The organism is Periweissella cryptocerci (assembly GCF_004358325.1).
GTDB classification, from domain to species: domain Bacteria; phylum Bacillota; class Bacilli; order Lactobacillales; family Lactobacillaceae; genus Periweissella; species Periweissella cryptocerci.
The window spans coordinates 829,548-852,938 of record NZ_CP037940.1 but is presented as its reverse complement, the minus strand read 5'-3'; the positions used below and the strand labels follow the sequence as shown (position 1 = coordinate 852,938).

The window sequence follows — 23,391 nt, the reverse complement described above, 5'->3', positions numbered from 1 at the left end:
CTCATCTTATCTTCAGCGGGAATATGTGTTTCACACACATTCCCCCAGTCGCGGTGTAAAGGCTGCGCCCGCCAAGCAATTTACCGGCACTCCGTTAGTTAGTGGTAATTCTCAGACTAGTGCCTAAGGTATATTCCGTGGTACGTGAGTATTCTTAACAAAAGTACAGAAATGAGAATCCCATGCTGGAATAGATAGAGCCAAATAGACAGAATCTAGTATGCTTCGCGGAAATACAAATTAATAGATTACCAAAAAGGGGCTGGGACATAACTCCAGACCCAAAAAGAGCTTAACCAAGTGCTGAAAAGCGTGCGGTTAAGCTCTTTTTAGTATAATTATATGTAAAGATAACGCTGTAACAGCAACGTTATCAAGTCGGTCGTCCCTTATTCACAGTGAGGTATTCCCTATGAAAAATTATAACATGAACCAAATCATGTTGGATATTCCAACGGCTTATGAACCTGATAAAACTCATGTAGCACACTACATTAACGAACTAGTTGAGGACATGGACGTAACCATCGTCTATACTACTGGTCGACCACTTGAGTATGATCCACGATTAATGATGAAACTAGTTTTATTCGCATATACCCGTAGCGGTCGGCGGATTGCCGAGTTCGCCCAAGAAAACATTATTGCGATGTGGCTGACTCAAGAAGCACAGCCATCATATCGCACAATTAATCGTTTCCGAGTGTCAGACTTGTCAGAAGCCATGATTATGTTAATTCGCGAGTTGCTTTGGATTTGGTGTTGGAACAATGACCTAACCTTCGCCACACGAAAATCTGGATAGGCGGTATTCTGGGATTAGTTGTCATACTTATTTGGGAATTAATGAGTAGCCACAGTATTGATGCCGGTGGGTACATGTTCCAAGTAGTCACGATTTTGTGTTCTGCCCTGATGACATTTCTATTCCATACAGAACAAAATAAGTAGCACATAGCTTAAAAGTCATTGATAGTTCATATCAATGACTTTTTTTGTACGCAAAAGCACGGTATACTTATTTGGTTACGGATTTTGGCGTATGCAATGCATAAATGAGTATGGATAAATAATATACATAACGATTAAAAGGATGAAAATATGGATAATAAAAACGGAATCGGCTTATTGCCGTTAATCGCGATTTCAGTCAGTTCAGCAATTGGGGTGGGGATTTTTACGATTCCCTCGGATATTGCCAAATCAGCCGCACCAGGTGAAGCCTTGATTGCATGGGGCATCGTGGGTGTCGGAATTTTGGCATTAGCACTGGCAATGAATAATTTAACTTTAAAACGGCCACATTTAACCGGCTTGTTTCAACATGCGCAAGCTGATTTTGGTCCATTTGCCGGGTTCTTTAGTGGTTGGGGCTACTGGATGTGTGCGTGGTTAGGTAATGTGGCGTTTGCAACGGTCTTGATGAGTTCGCTCGGGTATTTTATCCCCATGTTCGATGGCCAAAACATTCCGTCAATTATTGGTGCATCAATCATTTCATGGGGCTTAACATGGTTGGTTATGCGCGGGGTTGAAAGCGCCGCACTGCTGAATACCGTGGTGGCGATTGCCAAATTGATTCCACTGTTCACATTTATCGTGGTCGGCATTCTATTTTTCAAGGCCGATGTTTTCACAGCGAATTTCTGGCACAACATGGTTACAAATACCGCTAGTGGTCATGGAACAATTCTGCAACAGCTCAAGGGTTGTATGATGATTATGGTCTGGGTCTTCGTAGGGATTGAAGGTTCTGTCATGATGGGCGCACGGGCCAAACGCAAAAGTGACGCTGGTCGGGCGACTGTGATTGGGATGCTTTGCCTACTAATCATCTACGTTTTGGCCTCAATGTTGCCATTCGGTTATTTTGATCAACAGCAATTGGCAGCGATTAAACAACCGGGCATGATGTACATTTTTAAAGCAATGCTTGGTGACTTTGGCGGAGCCTTCATTAGCCTCGGCTTGATTATTTCAATTCTGGGGGCATGGTTGTCATGGACGATGCTGCCAGCCGAAGCGCTTGAATTAATGAGTCGCGAACAAATTTTGCCAAAGGCCTTTGGTAAAGCTAATAAAAAGGGCGCCCCAAGTTTTGCCTTGATTGCAACCGCAGTATTGGTGCAATTGTTCCTATTAACGTTGCTATTCACGAATCAAGCTTATAACTTCGCATTTTCAATGGCGACAGTTGCGATTGTTATTACGTACGTGTTCGTCGGCATGAGCCAAATCAAAGTCGCATGGCAGCTCCGTCATGAAAAAGGCAATTACTGGCAATTAATCATTGGAATTATTGCCCTTGCATTCCAACTATTTGTGTTGGCGCTGTCAGGGTTACATTACTTAATCTTATGTATGATTGCTTACGTACCAGGCTTCTACGCCTACTACCGCGCCCGTCGTGATGCCGGTGCTGCAGGCTTAAGTAACAAAGAAAAACTTGTCGCCGTAATTGTGACACTCCTCGCGATATTGGCAATTGTCCTTGTCGTGATGGGAAAGATTTCGATTTAACATTATTATTTAAATAAGTAGCGTGGAGAATAGGCTTCGGCCGTTATCCTACACCAAAAGACCCGATTCTATCAGAGAACCGGGTCTTTTTTCACGAGATGGATATGTTTCTGCCCCAAAGCGTATCGTATTAGGATAGAAGCTGTTACACTGAGCCTAGACGGGATTAGTTAATTCTATCAGCTATGCGTTATCCACATGAAGGAGTCACAATGTTGTAGACAATACAAAACATGCGGGGCGCTCTCAAAGTTGGAAAGAAAGTAACAGGTAGAATATATGTTAACCGTTGAAATATTAGTATTAGTTTCTTTAGTTATGTTAGTCACACTGATTTTGATGGTTGGGCGCTTGCTGTCTAATAAGTAATGCATTGCCGTGAAACTGCGCGGTACATGGTTAATTGCTACTAAACACGTTTGAAATTTAAAATAACAATATCTAACTTACAACCGCTATTAATTTGGCGGTTTTTTCTATGAACTGAGATTTTGCGAGGTCCATAATAAAAGCGCCCCCCATAATACCGCTCCTTATTTATGTGTGGATTTAATCGCTAAAATATCAAGGACGACGAAAGCAACAAAAATAACGATGGTTAGAATAGTGACACCACCTAGTGAAGTCGCCCAAAATTGGAAAGTTTGATCAGTATCAATGACTTTTACTTCAAATACGAGAGGAGTAAGGATGTTTAACAAGGCAACTAGCATAATTTCAACCAACATTATAAAAAATGAAATTAAAGTACCACCCAATAATAAATTGTTTTTTAACATGTGAAATACCTCGCTAAGTTTTATTAGTTAGGATTTTATCATGTTTTTGCACAGGGATGTTGTAAAATAGATGAATGCAACAAATTTGTGCAAATACTCCCAAATAAATAGATATAATTCGAGAACAATATCTCAAACAGGTGAATTTAAGAAGCGATTGAAGCGTAAGTTTTGATCGCTTTTTTAGTATGAACATTGCAATTTCATTACTTCCAAGCCTAAATCCTTGTCAATCAAGTTTACAAGCGTACAATTGAATGCGGTAACTTTTTGATAGTGTTCCATAAAAGTGAATGCTTTACGAAAATAATTAAGGTGTTGTTAGTGTGTTAAAGTAGCTTTTAGGTAGGTACTAAATTACGCTATTAGCCTTACGTATTGTTAAACTCCACTTGGCTAGTCAGTAATAATGCTCAAACTTAAGAAACGGTTTTTCGGCGGAGCACATACTGTGGCATTGGCAAACAATACGCAAGCGGAATAGTATTGGCCTAAACAACTTGTTGCAGACTAACAATACCAACAAAAAAAGAAAGGTATATGAATTATATGTTTAAACTAGCAAAGAAAAATTTGCAGTGGTGGGCGGTCATCTTAGCGGTGGCCTTCCTAATCGTCCAAGTGTCGGCCGATTTATACTTACCAACTGTGACCAGTGACATCATCAATAAAGGTGTCGCGCAACAAGATATTCCCTACATTTGGCACACGGGGGCAAAAATGCTTTTGGTGGCCTTTATTGGGGTGACTGGGGCGGCGGTGAATGTGTATTTTGCTTCTACGCAATCCCAAAAACTAGGGAAGAAATTACGTTTTCAACTATTTGACAAGATTACGAATTTGTCGAACCGCGAGTTTGATTCAATGGGGAACGCCACGATGATTACCCGGACGACAAATGATGTCACCCAAATTCAAAATGTCATGCAAACGATGTTGCGGATGATGATTATGTCACCAATTATGTTAGTCGGCGCTGGGATTATGGCCTACACGAAGGATCACACTTTAACGATTGTGTTCGCCGTGGCACTCCCAATTTTGGCGATTGCGGTGATTGGCATTATGTATTTTGCCGTTCCATTGTTCAAGAGCTTGCAAAAGAAAACCGACCGCATTAACTTGGTCTTCCAAGAAGGTTTGACGGGGGTGCGCGTAATTCGGGCCTTCAATCAAGATGCGTATGAACAAAATCGGTTTGATGGCGCGAACGCTGATATGATGAAAACTGCCCGCCGGGTTTTCATTATTACATCATTTATGTTCCCAATTATGACGTTCGTGTTGTCAGCGGTGAACATTGCGATTGTCTGGTATGGTGCGCACTTGATTGGCGCCCAATCAATGGAAGTTGGTAACTTAGTGGCGTTTATGACATATGCCACTCAAATTCTGATGAGTTTCATGCAACTTTCAATGGTGTTTGTCTTCATTCCCCGGGCGCAAGCTTCAGCCGTGCGGATTAATGAAGTGTTAGCATTGGAAAATTCAGTAGTTGATCCGACTGAACCTAAGGACAAATTAATTGTCGACGCACCCACGAAGTTACAATTTGATCATGTTGATTTTCGCTATGCTGGCGCTGAACAGTTAGCGTTGCAAGATATTAACTTTACCGCTACTGCTGGTCAAACCGTGGCCATCATTGGTGGAACAGGTTCAGGTAAATCAACGTTGGTGAACTTAATTCCCCGCCTTTACGATATTGAAAAGGGTGAAATTAAGCTGAACGGGCAAGATATTCGTGAATTAACGCAAAAAGATTTGCACAACGATATTTCAATTACGCAACAGAAAGCCGTCCTCTTTACTGGGACGGTGCGTTCAAACTTACAATATGGGAAGCCTGACGCAACTGATGATGAAATGTGGCACGCTTTAGAGTTAGCGCAAGCAGGTGAATTTATTCGTGAACAAGGTGGTTTGGATTTACGAGTAGAACAAAACGGGGATAACTTCTCAGGTGGTCAACGTCAACGGTTAGCAATTGCCCGGACGTTGATTAAACCAGCTCCAGTGTATATTTTCGATGATTCATTTTCTGCCTTAGACTTCAAAACTGACGCCAATTTGCGGGCTAATTTGAAACAAGATGCCGCCATGCAACAAGCGATTACAGTACTTGTGGCGCAACGGATTTCAACGGTTGCGGATGCTGACATTATTATGGTGCTTGAAGAAGGCCGAGTAGTTGGTCAAGGCACACACAAAGAATTGGCCGCAAATAATGCGACCTACCAAGAAATTATTGATACCCAAATCAAGAAAGGAAGTGATTTAGATGCGTAATCCTGGTGCACGAATGCAAGGTAAGGGCGGTAATAAAATCGGCGGCCCCGTCGAAAAAGCCACACACTTTTGGCCAACCGTGATTCGGTTATTTAAATACTTGCGGACTGATATTGCAGGGGTGGTATTTTCTTTGATTATGGCAGCTGCATCGGTCATTCTTTCGGTAAATGCGCCTAAAATTTTAGGTAAAGCAACTACTGAAATATACACCGGTATCATGCGTGGTCTTGCTTTGAAAAAAGCCGGCACACCGGTTCACGATTTGCCAATTAACTTTAATAAAATCGAAACAATTTTGGTGACTGTGGCGATTTTCTATGTCTTGTCAGCATTGTTTAGCTCGATTCAACAAGTCGTGATGACCCGAATTTCACAAAAAACGGTGTATCAATTGCGGAAAGATTTCAAAGCTAAGATGATGCGCATGCCAATTAGTTATTATGATACTCATAGCAACGGGGACATCATGTCGCGGGTCATTAACGATATGGATAACATCTCGGGAACTTTGCAACAATCATTAATCCAATTGGTAACGTCGGCACTGACTTTCGTGGGGGTCTTGTACTTGATGCTCACAATTAGTTGGAAGTTATCACTGGTTGCGATTCTCACGGTACCCTTGAGTTTAGCGATTGTCCGAATTATTGCGCCCCGCTCACAACGGTTCTTCTCGCGCCAACAAGCCGCACTTGGTTTGTTGAACGATCAAATTGAAGAAACTTATTCTGGTCACACGGTAGTGCGGACTTTCAACCATGAAGAAGATGCGGTTGAACAGTTCAAGGAACAAAATGAAAAATACTACAAATCAGCCTGGAAGGCGCAATTTGTCTCAACGTTGATTTATCCAATGATGCGTTTTGTGAATAATTTGGATTACCTAGCAATGGCGGTTATTGGTGGAATTATGGTTGCTAAGGGTAATATTAGTTTGGGGAACGTGCAAGCGATGTTGCAATACACGAACCAATTCTCTCAACCAATTACCCAAATGGCCAACTTAACGAACACGATTCAAGCCACAGTCGCTTCTGCTGAACGGATTTTTGAAGTCCTCGATGAACCTGAAATGCGGACTGAATTTGACACGGTTCCAGCTAAGAACAGCGATAACAAAGTTGAATTGGAACACGTTAAATTCGGTTACACACCAGATGCACCATTAATTGAAGATTACTCATTAGCCGTTAAGCCCGGTCAAATGGTCGCAATTGTTGGTCATACAGGTGCGGGTAAAACGACGATTATCAACTTGCTTGAACGTTTCTACGATTTAAATGGCGGGGTGATTCGTCTTAATGGGCAAGATACCCGTGCCATGACGCGTGAAGACTTGCGTAGTCATTTTGCGATGGTCTTGCAAGATACGTGGTTATTTACGGGAACCATTTACGATAATATCAAGTATGGTAATGAACACGCGACCGACGCTGAAATTTTTGCCGCCGCTGAAGCAGCCCATGCTGATACGTTCATTCGCCAATTACCAGAAGGTTACCAAACCATTTTGAATGAAACAGCCTCGAATATTTCGCAAGGACAACGGCAATTGTTGACGATTGCACGGGCCTTCTTGGCAAATCCGGAAATATTAATCTTGGATGAAGCTACGTCATCAGTTGATACGCGGACAGAAACTTTGATTCAACATGCGATGGAAAGCTTATTATCAGGGCGGACTAGCTTTGTGGTTGCCCACCGTTTATCAACAATCCGTAACGCCGATAACATTGTCGTGATGGATCATGGTGATATTGTGGAAACTGGGAATCATGATGAATTAATGGCAAAAGGCGCGGTTTACGCCGGCCTGTATAATGCTCAATTTAGTACTAATTTAACTGCATAATGTGTGCCAAAAGCAGCGGACTTCGTAATTGAGGTGCGCTGTTTTTTGTTCGTGGGATTGAATGAGTTTGGCCACTGCGTGCCGGCAAATTACTTGGCGCACCACGCTGGAAGCAGCCTCCCAAGCCGGTTTGTGCTTATGCCTGTGACCCGGCAACGCAAAACATCCCAGCATTTTGTTTCACAAAATACTGAATCTAATCCTAACGCGATTAGATTAGCCTTGCAGGCTGGATGTCTGTCTTGGTCGGTTCAGATAAGCTGGGACTCTAGGTGATAAATCCCCAAGACTCCTCATCTTATCTTCAGCGGAAATATGTGCTTCACACATATTCCCCCAGTCGCGGTGTAAAGGCTGCGCCCGCCAAGTAATTTGCCGGCACTCCGTTAGTTAGTGATAATGTTCAAATTAGCAAAAACGCGTTGAAGGCCGAAGTGCATTGAAAACTAACCGAGCCGCTGCTTGTTTTTTACATAATAGCGGCGCCAAATTAAAATTATCAGTAACTTTTTTCGTATTTTATTAACTAGAGGGCATTGCTAGTTTTTTATATGAAAGGAGTGCGCTGAGATAAGGATAGGTTTCAGACTAATTCGGCGTAATTATTCTAAATTAGAATAATGTGATATAATGTATGGAAGAATACAAACAAATTATTGATGCAGATATGTTGTCAAAAGTCAGTAAAATAGGGTTTAAATTTGACTGGCAAGGTGAATTATTAAATCACAGGTTGGTTGTCGGATTGTATGAAGAGAGGAAGCTCAAATGACTCGTTTCTTTTAAACGACAGTCAGCTAGTTATTTCAACTATTTGGCGTTAGTTGAAGTGGCAGAATGTAATCAAGGCTATGGATACGGCGGTAAATTAATTGCACTTGTCGCGATGGACGCGTTTGAGCAACCAGGATTTGAGGGATATGTGCAGCTGAAATCAAAAATAAATGGTATTGAAAAATTTTATGATCATTTAGGCGGGGAGCGGAACTGGCAGCGGGTAATTTTTGACACCGACGTGAGTAAAGCTATCATTAATAAATATTTACCTGATGGAGGAACAATTCAATGGATTATAAATTAGTTGAAAAAAAGTTAGCAGAGTTAAATTACATTATCAGTATTAGCGAGCCTGATTCCGATGCGTTTCAAGATGCATCGCAAAAAATGGACGAGATACTTTTTGAAAACATCAATATCAGGGAATTTTCATTTATCGGCAAACACATTGATGGTGAAATAACTTTAGAAATGGAAGCTAAGATGATTGTCGCCGCTGCGGAAGGGAAACCCTTGACCGCGGTGGTTCCGCTATCCGCTAATGATGAAGCCGCCTATAAAATCCGCCGTGCTCGGATTGCGCAAAATATTTCGCAAGTTGAGTTGGCTCAAAAAGCGGGGATGACCCAGAGTCAAATTGCGAAGGTTGAAAATGCGCAGATGAATTTAACTTTAGATGTGGTGCAACGAATCATGAGCGTTTTAGGTGATACATTTCTCATTAAACCTATTGAAATAGCGTAATACTAAGCTTGTTTTTTCATTAGAAGTTCATAATTTAGGCTGAATTTATTGGTACGCTAGAAGTAACGATGTGGTTCAGCCACAGAATATAGAAATTATGAACGGGTGTGAACACATGAATACACAACAAATGATTGAACGATATGTACACGCGGCGACGCGCTACTTTTGGGGTCGGCGCAAGGTCGCAGCGATTAGAACCCTAAGAAACGAAATCTTAAGTGGTGTGCCTGATAGCAACGATAAAGCTAAAGTAATGACCCGTTTACATGATTTAGGGAGTCCGATTTTGTGGCAAACGACATACGAGCACGAAACAGGCTTTTTGGCTAAATCAGGCTTAAACAATATTTATTGGTATTGCTTGCGTTTGCTGCTGGTTTTAGGGGTAGTCGTTAGCTTGGGGTTAGCCGTGGTCGAAGCATTTTACCGGGTCAACAATTTACCATTTTTAATGGTGACGGGCGATATTCTGCAACATTTTGGGACTAATTTACTTCTGTGGATGGCTGTGCTGACGAGTATTTTGACGGTGGCGGGCATAATCTTTCAGTGGCGAGGACTGCGCCTAACTGATGTGGTTCATCGGGATAAACCGTGGACAGCGATGCAATTACGTACTGTTGATTTACCGGGGGATGGACGAATCCCGAAGTGGCACAGTATCGTTGGCTTAGTGGTTGATGGTACTTTGCTGGTGACATTTTTTATCATCGCTCAAAGTTTGCATTTTAACAACGGCGGGACAAGTATCCACATTTTTAGTTGGGAACACGTGGCACCATTACGCGGTTTGTTAATTGGTGCGATCGGTTTCAGTGTGATAGCGCATGCGCTCGCACTAGTATTGCGTCATTGGTCAAATGGCTTGATGTTGCTAGCGACCGGGAGTCAAATTTTAAGTGCAGTGTTCTTTGGCAGTATTCTGTTGGACACGGCCAATTGGCATCCAGAACTAATTGATTTCTTGCAACAACTGTTTAAACTAAATCCAACTGAAATAATGGAACGCATGGAAATGTTTGGAACTTGGAGTGTCGTCGGTATTATGCTCTTGGTAATTTACTTAATCACGCAACAGTTTTTGCAAGTACGTATCTGGAAGCGATTTACGAGTATTCTGGACAACTAAGCAGAAACGATGTTATGAAGTGTACGCGGAAAAAGGTTCTATATTTTTCCAGTGTGGTGCGCCAAGTCTATTCAATTCCACTGCAGACAAAATAGACCTGATTGCATACCCGAAGGTAGAAATCAGATCTATTTTTTTGCGCTCAAAGTTTATCTGATAGCATTTTTAAATTATTAGTGATTATTAGTATCAGCATCGAATTCTTCAAAGAAACTTTCTCTCGGCTCAATAACGTGGCGGCCGGCATGTGGTGCACCGACGTCATCGGAAGATTGGCAGAGATTGACGATAGAGAGAATTGTGAGAATAACGCCCAATGTAATCACTCCAGCGCAAGCGGCCGCGTAGTCAATGTGCGTTAAGAGGGCATTAGCAATCAAAATGGCTAACCAAAGTAATGGTAAATAGATAAAGGCTTGATGGATTCGATTCATGGCAGTTATTCCTTTCGTTGAAGTGAAACAGCTAGTTAAGTAATTGTAAGTTAGAAACTAATGAGAACAGCTTAGCAAAAACATTATTAAAATGGTAGCGTTAAGCCTTGGACTTAAATATCATAGAGCCAATACTAAACCTGAAATTTGAAGAAAATTCGATGAAAAAATTGCGAAAATCCATATTACTGCAGTGTTGCAAAAGTAAGACAAATGAAACATATGATTTTTGGGCGTATTTACATGTATGGTATAATAACGGCAGCAATAATTGATATTACAAAATGAAACGTCTGTTAGTATGGTTACCGGCGCAACGTTTCACGAGCGTGACCAATTAATTAATTTTTTCTTAAGAACCACATAAGCTAGAATTATGGCTAACCAAGTTGATGAAATACAAGGAGTAGAGAGAATGCAACAAACAAAAATTAGTAGTTACCGAAAAGATGCGCGGCGTCTGTTGAAAGGGCGCTGGGGTCAGGCCGTGCGTTTAAATTTATTTCCATCAATTTTGGCGTTGTTAGGAACATTGTTGACGATGCTCATCATTGTGGCGGCGGTTGCACTTACGGCGTACTTACTCCAAAAACATGGAGCTGATGTGACGAAGTGGGCTAGCGATAATAAAAGTCTATTTGATGGCGATGGTGCAGATAATGTGCCAGGGACATTTGGTATGAATTTTGGCAATCAAGTTTCTTCATACCTAATGCAAATCGTCATGGCGATGATTGCAACGGGGATTTCTTGGACGTTCCTCGATTGGTTCCGCAACCCGGACAAGCAAGTGCGGTTTGGGAATGCGTTTGATGGTTTCCAAAATGGCCGGATTTTAGCCAACTTTATGATTAACTTAATTTCAGTGTTATTCCAACTTTTATGGGCAATGTTGATTATTCCATTGTTCATCAAACCATTTTCATATGCGCAATCATTGTTGATTTATAAGGATGTCACGGATGGCCGTCCAGCTGATGCAGCACCCGAAAAATGGACGTGGTACATTACTGAAAGTCGGAAATTGATGGATGGGCACAAATGGCGCCTATTCTTGTTGAATTTAAGCTTTGTCGGTTGGTACATTTTAGCCGCCCTTTCCTTTGGGATTGGTTGGTTGTGGATTTTGCCATATCGGAATGCAACGATGGTGGCTTTCTATCAAGATATTGCCGGTGATAAGTACCGTCAAGTCCCTGTAAACGCTGACATTCACGATTAATTTGACAAATTTCAATGTATGGGTTTACATTGCTTGCAATCATTTCTCTACCATTGTATATTACCTTCAAAGTACTACTACGGAAGGGAAGTGATGACAATGTTAGTTGCGGTTACCGAACCAAAATTTGTCACTGTCGGGAACGTTGTGAGCGAGTTTGCTTGGCAACACGACGGCCAGATAATGGCGCAGTTACAATTAGCCCAAATGGATCACAATTCATTAGAAGCAACAGTCGTTTCATTATCAATGGAAAATGAACGTGCAGGCCACGAACTACTTAAAGCAGTAATGCGCTATCTGGAACTTACCGATTACGTAGTGGAATCATTTGGTCCCCAAGCGAAATTCTATCAGCGAATTGGTTTTGATTTGCGCCAGGTGATTAATTTCCACCACCAAACTTTGTATACGTTGACGTATGACCCCATCAATTGGGAAAAATAATACACAAAAACAAAAAAACTTTTACGCTAACCACTTGGGTTGGGTAAAAGTTTTTTTAGTCTGACGCAATATAGGTCGTACAGTCACTGATTTGCATAGTGCTTACTTCTTGTTAGACTTTGCACGGCGATCATCGTGTAACGCCTTCAACGCGCGCTTGCGAGTCTTGATGTTAGGGCTCTTAAGCTTGCGGTTTGCACTTGAAACATCCATTCGTTCTGCCATAGTTTGGTATCCTCTGTTTTCGTTTATTATGTCTGTTAAACAAATTTCAAAGATTGTCATGAATTTGTTTGTTAAACTTACAAAAAATAAGTATACTTACTTTTTGTAAGAGATGCAAGTGCTACGCTTGATATTCTGCCAATTTTTATTTCAAAAATGTTTGCACTTAGGGCAACGCTAAAGCGCGGAAGATATAGTATAATTAAGAGATACATATTGGTATATCAATTGGAGGTAATAACATGGATAAAAAAAGACAAATTGTGATTGTGACCGGGATGAGTGGTGCCGGAAAAACGGTTGCGATGCAAGCATTTGAAGACATGGGGTTTCTAACAACGGATAACTTACCAGCCGGATTATTAAGCCCATTTTTTGAAATGGTGCAAACCAGTCAATCAGTGCAAAACGTTGCGCTCGTAGTGGATGTGCGCTCACTTAGTTTAATTGGCAACATTGCCGATCTATTAAAAAGTGAACAATTGAACGCCGACACGCTTTTCCTTGATGCGACTGATCAAGAACTCGTCGCCCGTTATAAAGAATCACGGCGGCAACACCCACTGGCGCAAGATGGTCGGGTGGTTGAAGGTTTAGCAAAAGAACGCGAAATATTACAACCAATTAAAAAACGCGCCAAAGTGGTGGTTGATACCACGGACTTGTCATCACGACAATTGCGGAAGATGTTATTTGAAAAATTCAGTAATGGTGAACACAAAGCACCGTTTAATTTGCAGGTGATGTCATTTGGTTTCAAATACGGCCTGCCTTTGGACGCTGATATTGTGTGGGATGTCCGTTTCTTGAAGAATCCGTTCTATGATCAAAAGCTCCGTGATTTAACAGGGCTCGATCAAGCGGTTTATGATTACGTGATGGCAACTGATGGGGCAGAAGAATTTTTTGTCCAATATTTGAAGCTCTTGGAATTGACAATTCCACGTTATATTACGGAAGGTAAAACTTCGTTAGTAATTGCAGTCGGCTGTACTGGTGGTCAACACCGGTCAGTGGCTTTTGCTGAACGAATTGGGCGCGCCCTCGAAGGGCAATACAAAACCCGGGTAACCCACCGTGATATTGAATTGCGTAAGGAATCGAGTGTTCGCTCATGAAGAAAAAAATCGTAATTATCGGTGGCGGTTCCGGGCTACCAGTAATCTTGCGGGAGTTGCGGCATGAAAATGTCGATATCACAGCTGTTGTGACGGTCGCCGACGATGGAGGCTCATCCGGCGCACTACGAAATTATATTAACGTCGTACCACCTGGTGATATTCGTAACGTGATGGCGGTCATGTCAGAATTAGATGAAGATTTTTTACGTGTCTTCCAATATCGATTTAAGTCGGATGATGATTTCTTTTCTGGTCATAGTATCGGTAATTTAATTATTGCCGCCATGCAAGAAATGGATTTGAACATTTTTGAGGCGGTGCAAAAGCTCAGTAAAATGATGGCGGTTAAAGGCCATGTTTATCCTGTCGCTAATGAACCGTTGGAATTGCATGCTCGATTTACTGATGGCACGACCATGATTGGTGAAGCGGAAATCACGCATGCCCATAAAACCATCGAAAAAGTGTGGGTGATGCCCCAACCTGATTCTAAGAATAAAATTGCCAAAGCAGTTCCGTCAGTCGTGACCGCGATTGCGAATGCCGATCAGGTTATTTTAGGACCGGGGTCGTTGTACACCAGTATCTTGCCGAACTTGACGATTCAAGAAGTGGCGCTGGCGTTACGGACGACGCGGGCTGATGTTGTGTATATCTCAAACATCATGACCCAAAAAGGGGAAACTGATAATTTCTCTGACGCCGACCACGCCCGCGTGATTAATGAGCACGTTGGCGCCGATGTGATTACACACACAATCGTCAACGTCGCTGCAGTTCCTGAAGAATACATTGATTGGCAACGGTGGAGCGAAGTTTCTAAGCAAGTCCGGCATGATTCGAGTGAATTCGATGACCTGCATATCACGGAAGTGGAAGCTGATCTCTTAGAACTTCGTGATAATGGTGCTTTCCACGATGGCAAACGAGTCGTAGAAGAATTAATGAAAATTCTACACGCCAAGAATTAAAGCAAGAAAATTAACAACGAAAGGATGAATTGTCATGTCATACGCCAGCGACGTCAAAAAAGAATTAACGAGTCTTGACGTACATGAGGGCAACGGGAAAGCAGAACTTTCAGCGTTGATCCGAATGAACGGCGCCTTGGGTTTGAGCAATCGGCAGTTTATTCTAAATGTCCAAACCGAGAATGCATCAACTGCCCGGCGAATTTATTCGCTACTGCGGCAATTTTTTCATGCTGAATCTGAAGTGATTGTGCGCCGCCAAATGAAGTTAAAAAAGAATAATTTATATATTGTGCGTTTAACTCACAATGTGAATGAAGTTTTGGATGAATTAAAAATCATGCAAGGCTTTGAAATTAATGAAACTGTGCCATTAGAATTGTTACGAAAAGATTCGGAAAAACGTTCATATTTGCGGGGCGCATTCTTAGCAGCCGGTTCAGTCAATAATCCTGAAACAAGCCGGTACCACTTGGAAATTTATTCATTATACCAAGCACATAATGCGCAGTTAGCTGAGTTGATGAATGAATACGATTTGAATGCGAAGATTACTGAACGCCGCTCCGGTTATATTGTATATTTGAAGGAAGCCGAAAAGATTGCGGATTTTCTGCAGTTGATTGGGGCGACAAATAGCATGCTGCAATTTGAAGATGTCCGGATTATGCGGGACATCAAAAATTCAGTTAATCGCTTAACAAATGCCGAAGAAGCCAATGCCAATAAGGTTGCCGATGCGAGTGCCCGCCAAATTGAAAATATCAATTTAATTGCGTCCGAGATTGGTTTATCATCGTTACCAGTCAAGCTACGTGATATGGCCGAAACCCGCTTGGCACACCCTGACGTGAGCCTGGGTGAGCTTGGTAACTATGTGCCAGGTGGTGCGATTTCCAAATCAGGGGTTAATCACCGCCTCCGCAAAATTAACGAGTATGCTGAAAACTTGCGCTCTGGGTTGCCTTTGCCAGGAAGTAAAAGCAGAAAGTAATGAATCATTTGACCTAATCTGACCTTTGCGGTAAGATATAACAGTATATTAGCAGACGACTATTCGGACTGCTAATCCAACAACAAGGAGGATAAGAAATGTATCCAGTACCTACAGTTATTGAAACATCATCACGCGGTGAACGCGCATATGATATTTATTCACGTTTATTGAAGGACCGCATCATCATGGTGAGCGGCCAAATTGAAGACGGGATGGCCAACGCCATTGTCGCTCAATTGCTTTTCTTGGATGCCCAAGATTCTGAAAAGGACATCTACATGTACATCAACTCACCAGGTGGTGTCGTTACAGCCGGGATGGCAATTGTTGACACGATGAACTTTATCAAGTCAGACATCCAAACCGTTGTGATGGGACTTGCCGCTTCAATGGCAACTATCATTGCTTCTTCTGGTGCTAAGGGCAAGCGTTTCATGCTCCCTAATGCTGAATACTTGATCCACCAACCAATGGGCGGTGCACAAGGTCAACAAACCGAAATCGAAATTGCATACCAACAAATCACACGGACTCGTCACCAATTAGCTAAGGTCTTGGCTGACAATTCTGGCCAACCACTCGAAAAGGTTGAAGACGATATCGAACGTGATCACTGGTTAACTGCTGAAGAAACACTCGAATACGGTTTAATCGACAAAATCATGACTTCATCATCAGAACTTTAATAGCATCAAAATGGCCACGACAAATTTGTCGTGGCTTTTTTGTCGCCATTTCGTCTGACGTGGAATTTATAAAATGAGATGAGATGTATGATTAGCGCTAAACCGGCAGCGACAAGGATTACGGCATATGACTAGTCAGACTGCCTGCTCAAACTAACGAAGAGGCTGGAACCAGGCTGGACTTTAGCTCGCACCGTGATGGCATAATCAGTAACGGGTTTGGTTACTGATTATGGATTTGTGAAGATGGTTACCGCGTTAGCGAACCAAGCTTCGCAAACATTTGAAGACCGCACTGTGGCTTCAAATGCTTGTCTTCCATCACGGTGTCCAGACTGGTTCCAGCCTCGTAGTGGGAATCAATCTGAGACACATATTCAAATTTCACACTAGAAAAATTTTAGCCCTTTTTTGTCGCCATCGGATACCCGTAACCGTGATATAATAAATGGGAAACTATTTAAAATGGCTCTATTAGTTTTATGTGTTGCCGCCAAGACAAAAATATTGGCGACTGAACAACAGAGTTAAATTAATTACATAAAAATAGAAAAGTAGAGGTTAAGTTATTGGATTGGAATAATCTGCTTACATTAAGAAACTTAGTACACGTCGTTGATATTTTGGTGGTGTGGTTTGTTGTGTATCAACTAATCATGCTTGTCCGTGGTACCCGAGCCGTGCAACTCATGCGGGGGGTCTTGATTGTCTTAGTGATCAAGTTCCTCAGTGTCTGGATTGGTTTGGACACCGTTTCTTGGATTATGGATCAAGTCATTAACTGGGGGGTTGTTGCGCTAGTTGTGATTTTCCAACCAGAAATCCGGCGTGGACTGGAACACCTGGGTCGTGGGTCGGTCTTTGTGCGTAATCGCAAAGAAAATGAAGCTGAAGAGCATTTGATTGAAGCCCTTGATTTTGCAATTCAGTACATGGCAAAACGGCGGATTGGTGCATTGATTGCGATTGAACGCAATACCGGTTTAGAAGAATATATCGAGACTGGGATTAAGATGGATGCCTACACCACCGGCCAATTGCTAATTAACACGTTCATTCCGAATACACCGTTGCATGATGGAGCGGTGATTATCGAAGGTGACCGGATTGCGGTCGCTGCGGCCTACTTACCATTGTCTGAAAGTAGCGCCATTCCTAAAGAATTAGGAACACGTCACCGGGCAGCCGTTGGGATTAGTGAAGTCACTGACGCGCTGACGATTGTCATTTCCGAAGAAACTGGTGAAGTTTCATTCACGCTAAATAATGAATTAATTCGTGATCTTGAACGTGATGATTATTTGAATATGTTACACAAGCAATTGATTCAGCAAGAAGAAACGCAACGTAATAGTGTTGTCGCCTTCTTTGACCGAATCTTCCGGGGAGGTAAAAACTAATGAAATTTGCAAACTTCCTGAAAACGCGCGGATTATACATGATTCTGTCATTACTTTTTGCGATTGCGTTGTTTAGTTACGTGGCTGATAGTAACCTCGGTAACCAACAAAATAAAGAGCAACAGCGGATGGAACAAGGTGATACCTTGAGATCATTATCACCACAGAAAAAAGTCAAAGTAACGATGCCACTGCAATTGCGGGTTGATACCTTAAAATATTTTGTAACCGGGGCACCGGACAGTGTCACCATTGAGTTGCGGGGACCAAGTGCGTTAGTGACCGCAGCTGCGAATACGAAGAATTTTGAAGTGTTGGCGAATTTGCAAAACTTGTCATTAGGTGATCATGTTGTATCATTGAAGACTAGAGGTTTGAATAAAGAAATTACCGCAAGCGTATTACCAGCCAAAATTGAAATTAATCTTGCCCAACGTGATACGCAAAACTACAACGTCCATGTCCAATATAACGAGGACAACGTTGCGGATGGTTACGAGGCGTCACAACCAACAACTTCTGTCCAAAACGTGCAAGTAACCGGCGCACAAGATGAGGTCAATAAAGTTGACCGTGTCGTAGCACAGTTAGATTTGGATCCTAATACTAAAAAAGATGTGCATCAGCACGTCCGCATCCAAGCGCTTGATAAGCAAGGCAACTTAGTCAATGTGATGATAACGCCACAAACGACAGAAGTTAATTTGGTAGTTAAGTCAGGTGATGGGCAAAAGACGGTGCCAGTAGACTTAACGGCAACTGGCAAGGATGCGAAAAAATTTGAGTTAACTGCCAATGTTAATGAGGTGACCGTTTATGGTGACCAAGCAACGTTAGATCAGCTCAAGCACATTGCGGTCGCGATTGATGTGACCGGTGTGAAGAAAACTAAAACAAAATCAGTTAATATTGATAAAGTAGATGGTGTGTCGCACTTCTCACCCTCAAGTGTGAAGGTTACAATTAAGCCACGCGACGGAGCAGCACCGGCCGAAACCGAAAAACAAAAGTCAGATGCCAAGCAAGACCCAGCAGATGGCGCTAGTGCGGTTAGTTCGAGTGCAACAAGCTCATCATCTACGAAATAAAATATTAGTAGCTATAGAAAATATAGGGGAAATAAAAATGTCAGAAATTGAATTGAAATACTTTGGTACCGATGGTGTTCGTGGAGTTGCCAATGAAACTTTAACACCCGAATTAGCGTTCCAATTAGGTCGCACTGGTGGTTATGTGTTAACACAACATGCTGCGGGTCAAGACCGCCAACCGAAAGTTTTAGTGGCTCGCGATACGCGTATTTCCGGCCAAATGTTGGAACAAGCAATTATTGCTGGTTTGCTTTCAGTTGGGATTGAAGTCTTGCGTCTTGGCGTAATGACCACACCGGGGGTTGCATACTTGGTACGCGCCCAATCAGCGGATGCGGGGGTTATGATTACAGCCTCACACAACCCTGCTCAAGATAATGGGATTAAGTTCTTTGGTGCCGATGGTTTCAAATTATCAGACAGCTTGGAATTTGAAATTGAACAACTCCTCGATGCACCAACCGATACTTTGCCACGTCCATCAGCCGTTGGTTTAGGCACGGTTTCTGATTATCCTGAAGGTGCCTTAAAGTACACTAAATTCTTGCAAGACACGATTCCTGATGATTTGTCAGGTTTGAAGTTAGCAATTGACGCGGCAAACGGGGCAACTTCAAACTTGGTCCCACGTTTATTTGCTGATTTAGGTGCTGAATTTAACACTATGGCGACGACGCCAGATGGAATCAATATTAACGCTGGTGTCGGTTCAACCCACCCAGAAGCAGTGGCTGCATTTGTGAAGGAAACTGGTGCAGATGCTGGGATTGCATTTGATGGAGATGGTGACCGTTTGATTGCCGTTGACGAACTCGGTAACATTGTTAACGGGGACAAAGTGATGTTCATTACTGGTAAGTATATGAACGAACACGGCCGTTTGAAGAAGAACACGGTGGTAACCACTGTGATGTCAAATATCGGTATGTACAAAGCCTTAGAAGAAAACGATATGCAATCAGTTAAAACCGCCGTTGGTGACCGTTACGTCGTTGAAGAAATGCTTAAGAACGGCTACAACGTTGGTGGTGAACAATCTGGTCACGTTGTCTTCTTAGACTGGAACACGACTGGTGACGGGATGTTGACGGCTTTACAATTGTTGTACATCGTTAAGGTATCTGGCAAGAAGTTGTCTGAATTAGCCGCTGAAGTGACAGAATATCCACAAAAATTAGTGAATGTTCGCGTTGCTGATAAGGCTGCTGCCTTGAGCAACCAAGCTATCAAGGACGTTATCGCTCAAGTTGAAAATGAAATGAACGGTGACGGCCGAGTTCTTGTTCGCCCAAGTGGTACTGAAAGCTTGTTGCGTGTGATGGCTGAAGCCCCAACCCAAGAAACAGTTGATGCTTACGTAGATCGCATTGTTGATGTTGTCCGTGCTGAAGTTGGGATTGAATAAAAAAATACTTATAAAGCGACTAGGGAGTAAAATCCTTGGTCGTTTTTTCTATTTCGTCTGACGTGGAATGGGATAAAATTGACCACTGCGTGCCAGTAAATTACTTGGCGCACCACGCTGGAAGCAACCTCCCAAGCCAAAGTGCGGTCTTGGGAGGTTCGGATAAGCTGGGACTCTAAGGAATAAATTCCTAAGATTCCTCATCTTATCCTCAGCGGCGACATGTGTTGCACACATATCCCCCCAGTCGCGGTGTAAAGGCTGCGCCCGCCAAGTAATTTACCGGCACTCCGTTAGTTAGTAACAATGCTCAGACTAGAAAAAACAGTCGCTGTGAGCCGAAGTGCATGAAAACCAATTTAGCCGCTGAAATAATGTGCACGTTTAATCAAACAGTAAATTATCTGTGATTGAAAAATTGCTTTCAGACAATTCGTCGGGGGGCAGATTCAAGCGGATCAGTTATCGGCGATTTTGTGATGTGCTCAAACTATTAGCTAAGGTATATTCCGTGGTGAATTACCTTCACAAAAAATTCAAACCCAGGTCATTATTTTTGCAAACTTTCATGTGATACTTGTATTTGGGAATTTATAGGCACTAAAACAAAACGTCTATACCAATTCAACAAAATGTTGACAATGAGTACGGTACAACTGTATTATGTACCTATACCATTTAACGGATAGCTTAAATAAAATTATTTAACAAGAGGAGTTTCTATATGTGTGGAATTGTTGGGATTACAGGGAATAAAGTTGCTTTGCCAGTATTAATGAAGGGGCTTGAAAAGCTCGAATACCGTGGGTACGATTCTGCTGGTGTTTACGTGAACGATAACGATGGTCACGAATACTTGTACAAAGAAAAAGGCCGTGTTTCAATGCTTGAAGCAGCGGTTGAAAATGCCGGTATCGAAGGAACTACTGGGATTGCGCACACTCGTTGGGCAACTCACGGTGTTCCAAGTGCCCACAATTCACACCCACACGTTTCTGCATCTGGTCGTTTCTTCCTCGTGCACAACGGGGTTATCGAAAACTTCCGTGAATTGAAGCAAGAATACTTGGCTGATGTTGAATTTAAGTCAGAAACTGATACTGAAGTAGCCGTGCAATTGCTTGGCAAGATTGTTGAAGAAGAAGGCTTAGCCGTTGTTGATGCCTTCCGTAAGGTTTTGAGCTTGATTGGCGAAGGATCATACGGTTTCGTGATGATGGATAACGAAGAACCTGATACTTTGTACGTTGCTCGTAACAAGAGCCCATTGTTGTTGGGGCTTGGGGATGACTTTAACGTCGTGACTTCTGATGCAACAGCTATGCTTGATTACACGCACGATTTCATGTCATTGGACGATGGTGAAATGGCCATTGTTAAGGGTGATTCAATTGTGATTATTGATGCCAACGGTCAAATCGTTGAACATGAATCATTCCACTTGGATATCGATGCTTCTGAAACTGATAAGGGAATCTACCCATACTACATGTTGAAGGAAATCGAAGAACAACCAAACGTTATCCGTACCATCCTTGGTCACTACATGGATGAACAAGGTCACGTAAATATTGACAGCGAAATCATTGATACTTTGAAGAATGCTGACCGGATTTACATTGTGGCGGCTGGTACTTCATACCACGCGTCATTACTTGGTAAGCGGATGTTTGAACGCTTAGTTGGTAAAGCAACTCAAGTTGAAATCTCATCTGAATTTGCTTACGATAACTTCATTCCAGAAGCTAACCCAGTATTTGTGTTCTTATCACAATCTGGTGAAACTGCGGATTCACGTGAAGTGCTCCAAGTTGCTAACGACCGCGGCTTCAAGTCATTGACGTTAACAAATGTACCTAACTCAACTTTGGCGCGTGAAGCAACATTCTCATTGCCATTGTTGGCTGGTCCAGAAATTGCGGTGGCTTCAACTAAGGCATACACTGCTCAAGTTTCAGTTTTATCAATCATTGCCCAAGCGATGGCTGATAACAAATTCTCTGTTTCGCACCCATTAGCTAACATTGCGATTGCGATGGACGCAATTGTGCAAGACAAGGAAAAGTATGAAAAGTTAGCCAATGATTACTTGGTTGACGCCCACGATGCCTTCTACATTGGTCGGTTGAACGATGCCGAATTGGCGTTGGAAGCTGCTTTGAAGTTGAAGGAAATTTCATACGTGCACACTGAAGGTTTCGCGGCTGGTGAATTAAAGCACGGTACGTTGGCCTTGATTGAAGAAAACACGCCGGTAATGGCCTTGTTGACGCAAAGTGCAACTGCTAACTTGACGCGTTCTAACTTGGCTGAAACCCAAGCACGTGGTGCCCACACTATGGTTATCGCAACTAAGGAAAACGCCAAAGAAGGTGATGAAGTAATCTTGCCTTCAGTTGATTCTGCTGAAGATGATCCAGCAGTCGTACAACAATTGGCAATCTTGTTGGCAACTGTGCCAGTTCAATTGCTTTCATACTACACTTCATTAGGTCGTGGTTTGGACGTTGACCGTCCTCGTAACTTGGCCAAATCAGTGACAGTTCAATAATAGTAATCTAAAAACATCGAAGACTGCGAGCTTCGATGTTTTTTTGTATTTCGTGTGACGTGGAATTTATAAAATGTGATGAGGTGTATGATGCCACTACGTGACTGAAAATCACATTGTGCACCGAGATGGAAGCACATGCCCAAGCCACGTGCTTATGCCTGAGATACGGCAACGCAAAACATTCCAGCAGTTTGTTTTCAACAAACAACTGAATCTAATCAAAACCCGATTAGATTAGCCTTCCAGGCTGAATGTCTGTCTTGGGCAATTCGGGATAGCTGGCAGTCTAATGGCTAAAGCCAAAAGACTGCTCACATTTGTAGCTACGCTGGACAAATAAGGCCCGGTCGGCTCTACCCTCAGCGACAAACCTGACACATGGTGTCACGTCCCATTTCGGTGTAAAGCCTGCCGGCCACAAAGTGATTTTCAGTCACTCCGCTAAACTTGCAGTGACAAGGATTAGGGCATATTACTAGTCAGACTGCCTGCTCAAACTAACGAAGAGGCTGGAAACAGGCTGGACTTTAGCTCGCACCGTGATGGCATAATCAGTAACGGGTTTCGTTACTGATTATGGATTTGTGAAGATGGTTACCGCGTTAGCGAACCAAGCTTCGCAAACATTTGAAGACCGCACTGTGGCTTCAAATGCTTGTCTTCCATCACGGTGTCCAGACTGTTTCTAGCCTCGTAGTGGGAATCAATCTGAGACGCATATCCAAATTCCACGCTAGAAAAA

The 23,391-nt window shown here is 42.5% G+C and carries 21 protein-coding genes; 18 read left to right on the top strand and 3 right to left on the bottom strand.

What is annotated here, in order from left to right; all coding sequences use genetic code 11:
- Nucleotides 1-412: 412 nt before the first annotated feature.
- Nucleotides 413-805 carry a transposase gene (locus EQG49_RS03940; protein ID WP_133362747.1) on the top strand — a complete coding sequence of 131 codons (393 nt, stop codon included), beginning with the start codon at nucleotides 413-415 and terminating at the stop codon, nucleotides 803-805.
- A 296-nt stretch (nucleotides 806-1,101) separates the two neighbouring features.
- Nucleotides 1,102-2,520: an arginine-ornithine antiporter gene (arcD, locus tag EQG49_RS03935; RefSeq protein ID WP_133362746.1), complete on the top strand. Its 1,419-nt coding sequence runs from the start codon at nucleotides 1,102-1,104 to the stop codon at nucleotides 2,518-2,520.
- Nucleotides 2,521-3,053: 533 nt separating this feature from the next.
- Here the strand turns inward: arcD and EQG49_RS03930 are convergent.
- Nucleotides 3,054-3,299, bottom strand: a complete 246-nt coding sequence (locus tag EQG49_RS03930) for a hypothetical protein (RefSeq protein ID WP_133362745.1) — start codon at nucleotides 3,297-3,299, stop codon at nucleotides 3,054-3,056.
- 549 nt (nucleotides 3,300-3,848) lie between these two features.
- Here EQG49_RS03930 and EQG49_RS03925 point away from each other — a divergent pair.
- From EQG49_RS03925 to EQG49_RS03905, 6 genes are all read left to right on the top strand, one after another.
- The gene (locus EQG49_RS03925) at nucleotides 3,849-5,588 is read left to right on the top strand and encodes an ABC transporter ATP-binding protein (RefSeq protein WP_133364523.1); all 1,740 of its coding nucleotides are present in this window, start codon (nucleotides 3,849-3,851) and stop codon (nucleotides 5,586-5,588) included.
- Nucleotides 5,581-7,443, top strand: coding sequence for an ABC transporter ATP-binding protein (locus EQG49_RS03920; protein ID WP_133362744.1), 1,863 nt, complete (start codon nucleotides 5,581-5,583; stop codon nucleotides 7,441-7,443). The genes EQG49_RS03925 and EQG49_RS03920 overlap by 8 nt, the downstream gene beginning before the upstream one ends.
- 634 nt (nucleotides 7,444-8,077) lie before the next feature.
- The gene (locus tag EQG49_RS13645; RefSeq protein ID WP_165964765.1) at nucleotides 8,078-8,215 is read left to right on the top strand and encodes a hypothetical protein; all 138 of its coding nucleotides are present in this window, start codon (nucleotides 8,078-8,080) and stop codon (nucleotides 8,213-8,215) included.
- 42 nt (nucleotides 8,216-8,257) lie between these two features.
- Nucleotides 8,258-8,524, top strand: a complete 267-nt coding sequence (locus EQG49_RS03915; RefSeq protein ID WP_165964764.1) for a hypothetical protein — start codon at nucleotides 8,258-8,260, stop codon at nucleotides 8,522-8,524.
- Nucleotides 8,509-8,964 (top strand): helix-turn-helix domain-containing protein, encoded by a 456-nt coding sequence (locus EQG49_RS03910; RefSeq protein ID WP_133362742.1) that lies wholly within the window; start codon nucleotides 8,509-8,511, stop codon nucleotides 8,962-8,964. The genes EQG49_RS03915 and EQG49_RS03910 overlap by 16 nt, the downstream gene beginning before the upstream one ends.
- A gap of 115 nt (nucleotides 8,965-9,079) precedes the next feature.
- Nucleotides 9,080-10,096: a hypothetical protein gene (locus tag EQG49_RS03905; RefSeq protein WP_133362741.1), complete on the top strand. Its 1,017-nt coding sequence runs from the start codon at nucleotides 9,080-9,082 to the stop codon at nucleotides 10,094-10,096.
- Between the two features lie 173 nt (nucleotides 10,097-10,269).
- Here the strand turns inward: EQG49_RS03905 and EQG49_RS03900 are convergent, their stop codons facing one another.
- Nucleotides 10,270-10,530 carry a hypothetical protein gene (locus EQG49_RS03900; RefSeq protein ID WP_133362740.1) on the bottom strand — a complete coding sequence of 87 codons (261 nt, stop codon included), beginning with the start codon at nucleotides 10,528-10,530 and terminating at the stop codon, nucleotides 10,270-10,272.
- A gap of 415 nt (nucleotides 10,531-10,945) precedes the next feature.
- Between EQG49_RS03900 and EQG49_RS03895 the strand changes: the two genes are divergently transcribed.
- Nucleotides 10,946-11,752, top strand: a complete 807-nt coding sequence (locus EQG49_RS03895) for a DUF975 family protein (protein WP_165964763.1) — start codon at nucleotides 10,946-10,948, stop codon at nucleotides 11,750-11,752.
- Nucleotides 11,753-11,845: 93 nt separating this feature from the next.
- Nucleotides 11,846-12,199: a hypothetical protein gene (locus tag EQG49_RS03890; protein ID WP_133362738.1), complete on the top strand. Its 354-nt coding sequence runs from the start codon at nucleotides 11,846-11,848 to the stop codon at nucleotides 12,197-12,199.
- Nucleotides 12,200-12,301: 102 nt separating this feature from the next.
- Here the strand turns inward: EQG49_RS03890 and EQG49_RS13640 are convergent, their stop codons facing one another.
- Entirely contained in the window at nucleotides 12,302-12,424 is a 123-nt protein-coding gene (locus EQG49_RS13640) for a putative metal homeostasis protein (RefSeq protein ID WP_165964762.1), read from the bottom strand.
- Between the two features lie 242 nt (nucleotides 12,425-12,666).
- Here EQG49_RS13640 and rapZ point away from each other — a divergent pair, with 242 nt between their 5' ends.
- The 8 genes from rapZ (at nucleotide 12,667) to glmS (ending at nucleotide 22,646) form a co-directional block, all read left to right on the top strand.
- Nucleotides 12,667-13,542 (top strand): RNase adapter RapZ, encoded by an 876-nt coding sequence (gene rapZ, locus EQG49_RS03885; protein ID WP_133362737.1) that lies wholly within the window; start codon nucleotides 12,667-12,669, stop codon nucleotides 13,540-13,542.
- On the top strand, nucleotides 13,539-14,516 hold the full coding sequence (locus EQG49_RS03880; protein WP_133362736.1) for a gluconeogenesis factor YvcK family protein: 978 nt from the start codon (nucleotides 13,539-13,541) through the stop codon (nucleotides 14,514-14,516). The genes rapZ and EQG49_RS03880 overlap by 4 nt, the downstream gene beginning before the upstream one ends.
- 34 nt (nucleotides 14,517-14,550) lie before the next feature.
- The gene (gene whiA, locus EQG49_RS03875) at nucleotides 14,551-15,510 is read left to right on the top strand and encodes a DNA-binding protein WhiA (protein ID WP_133362735.1); all 960 of its coding nucleotides are present in this window, start codon (nucleotides 14,551-14,553) and stop codon (nucleotides 15,508-15,510) included.
- Between the two features lie 98 nt (nucleotides 15,511-15,608).
- Complete coding sequence (locus tag EQG49_RS03870) at nucleotides 15,609-16,199, top strand: ATP-dependent Clp protease proteolytic subunit (RefSeq protein ID WP_133362734.1); 591 nt, start codon at nucleotides 15,609-15,611, stop codon at nucleotides 16,197-16,199.
- A 569-nt stretch (nucleotides 16,200-16,768) separates the two neighbouring features.
- Nucleotides 16,769-17,599 (top strand): diadenylate cyclase CdaA, encoded by an 831-nt coding sequence (cdaA, locus tag EQG49_RS03865; RefSeq protein WP_133362733.1) that lies wholly within the window; start codon nucleotides 16,769-16,771, stop codon nucleotides 17,597-17,599.
- The gene (locus EQG49_RS03860) at nucleotides 17,599-18,687 is read left to right on the top strand and encodes a CdaR family protein (protein ID WP_133362732.1); all 1,089 of its coding nucleotides are present in this window, start codon (nucleotides 17,599-17,601) and stop codon (nucleotides 18,685-18,687) included. The genes cdaA and EQG49_RS03860 overlap by 1 nt, the downstream gene beginning before the upstream one ends.
- A gap of 46 nt (nucleotides 18,688-18,733) precedes the next feature.
- Nucleotides 18,734-20,095, top strand: a complete 1,362-nt coding sequence (gene glmM, locus EQG49_RS03855) for a phosphoglucosamine mutase (RefSeq protein ID WP_279232834.1) — start codon at nucleotides 18,734-18,736, stop codon at nucleotides 20,093-20,095.
- Nucleotides 20,096-20,819: 724 nt separating this feature from the next.
- Entirely contained in the window at nucleotides 20,820-22,646 is a 1,827-nt protein-coding gene (gene glmS, locus EQG49_RS03850; RefSeq protein WP_133362731.1) for a glutamine--fructose-6-phosphate transaminase (isomerizing), read from the top strand.
- The last annotated feature ends 745 nt before the right edge of the window (nucleotides 22,647-23,391 follow it).

Bases quoted from the DNA above. Each gene is read 5' to 3' on its own strand.
- EQG49_RS03940 (WP_133362747.1), top strand. From the start codon at position 413: ATGAAAAATTATAACATGAACCAAATCATGTTGGATATTCCAACGGCT.
- EQG49_RS13640 (WP_165964762.1), bottom strand. From the start codon at position 12,424: ATGGCAGAACGAATGGATGTTTCAAGTGCAAACCGCAAGCTTAAGAGC.
- EQG49_RS03890 (WP_133362738.1), top strand. From the start codon at position 11,846: ATGACAATGTTAGTTGCGGTTACCGAACCAAAATTTGTCACTGTCGGG.
- EQG49_RS03925 (WP_133364523.1), top strand. From the start codon at position 3,849: ATGTTTAAACTAGCAAAGAAAAATTTGCAGTGGTGGGCGGTCATCTTA.
- EQG49_RS13645 (WP_165964765.1), top strand. From the start codon at position 8,078: ATGGAAGAATACAAACAAATTATTGATGCAGATATGTTGTCAAAAGTC.
- EQG49_RS03870 (WP_133362734.1), top strand. From the start codon at position 15,609: ATGTATCCAGTACCTACAGTTATTGAAACATCATCACGCGGTGAACGC.
- EQG49_RS03895 (WP_165964763.1), top strand. From the start codon at position 10,946: ATGCAACAAACAAAAATTAGTAGTTACCGAAAAGATGCGCGGCGTCTG.
- EQG49_RS03920 (WP_133362744.1), top strand. From the start codon at position 5,581: ATGCGTAATCCTGGTGCACGAATGCAAGGTAAGGGCGGTAATAAAATC.
- whiA (WP_133362735.1), top strand. From the start codon at position 14,551: ATGTCATACGCCAGCGACGTCAAAAAAGAATTAACGAGTCTTGACGTA.
- EQG49_RS03880 (WP_133362736.1), top strand. From the start codon at position 13,539: ATGAAGAAAAAAATCGTAATTATCGGTGGCGGTTCCGGGCTACCAGTA.
- EQG49_RS03930 (WP_133362745.1), bottom strand. From the start codon at position 3,299: ATGTTAAAAAACAATTTATTATTGGGTGGTACTTTAATTTCATTTTTT.
- EQG49_RS03860 (WP_133362732.1), top strand. From the start codon at position 17,599: ATGAAATTTGCAAACTTCCTGAAAACGCGCGGATTATACATGATTCTG.
- arcD (WP_133362746.1), top strand. From the start codon at position 1,102: ATGGATAATAAAAACGGAATCGGCTTATTGCCGTTAATCGCGATTTCA.
- EQG49_RS03910 (WP_133362742.1), top strand. From the start codon at position 8,509: ATGGATTATAAATTAGTTGAAAAAAAGTTAGCAGAGTTAAATTACATT.
- glmS (WP_133362731.1), top strand. From the start codon at position 20,820: ATGTGTGGAATTGTTGGGATTACAGGGAATAAAGTTGCTTTGCCAGTA.
- EQG49_RS03900 (WP_133362740.1), bottom strand. From the start codon at position 10,530: ATGAATCGAATCCATCAAGCCTTTATCTATTTACCATTACTTTGGTTA.
- EQG49_RS03905 (WP_133362741.1), top strand. From the start codon at position 9,080: ATGAATACACAACAAATGATTGAACGATATGTACACGCGGCGACGCGC.
- rapZ (WP_133362737.1), top strand. From the start codon at position 12,667: ATGGATAAAAAAAGACAAATTGTGATTGTGACCGGGATGAGTGGTGCC.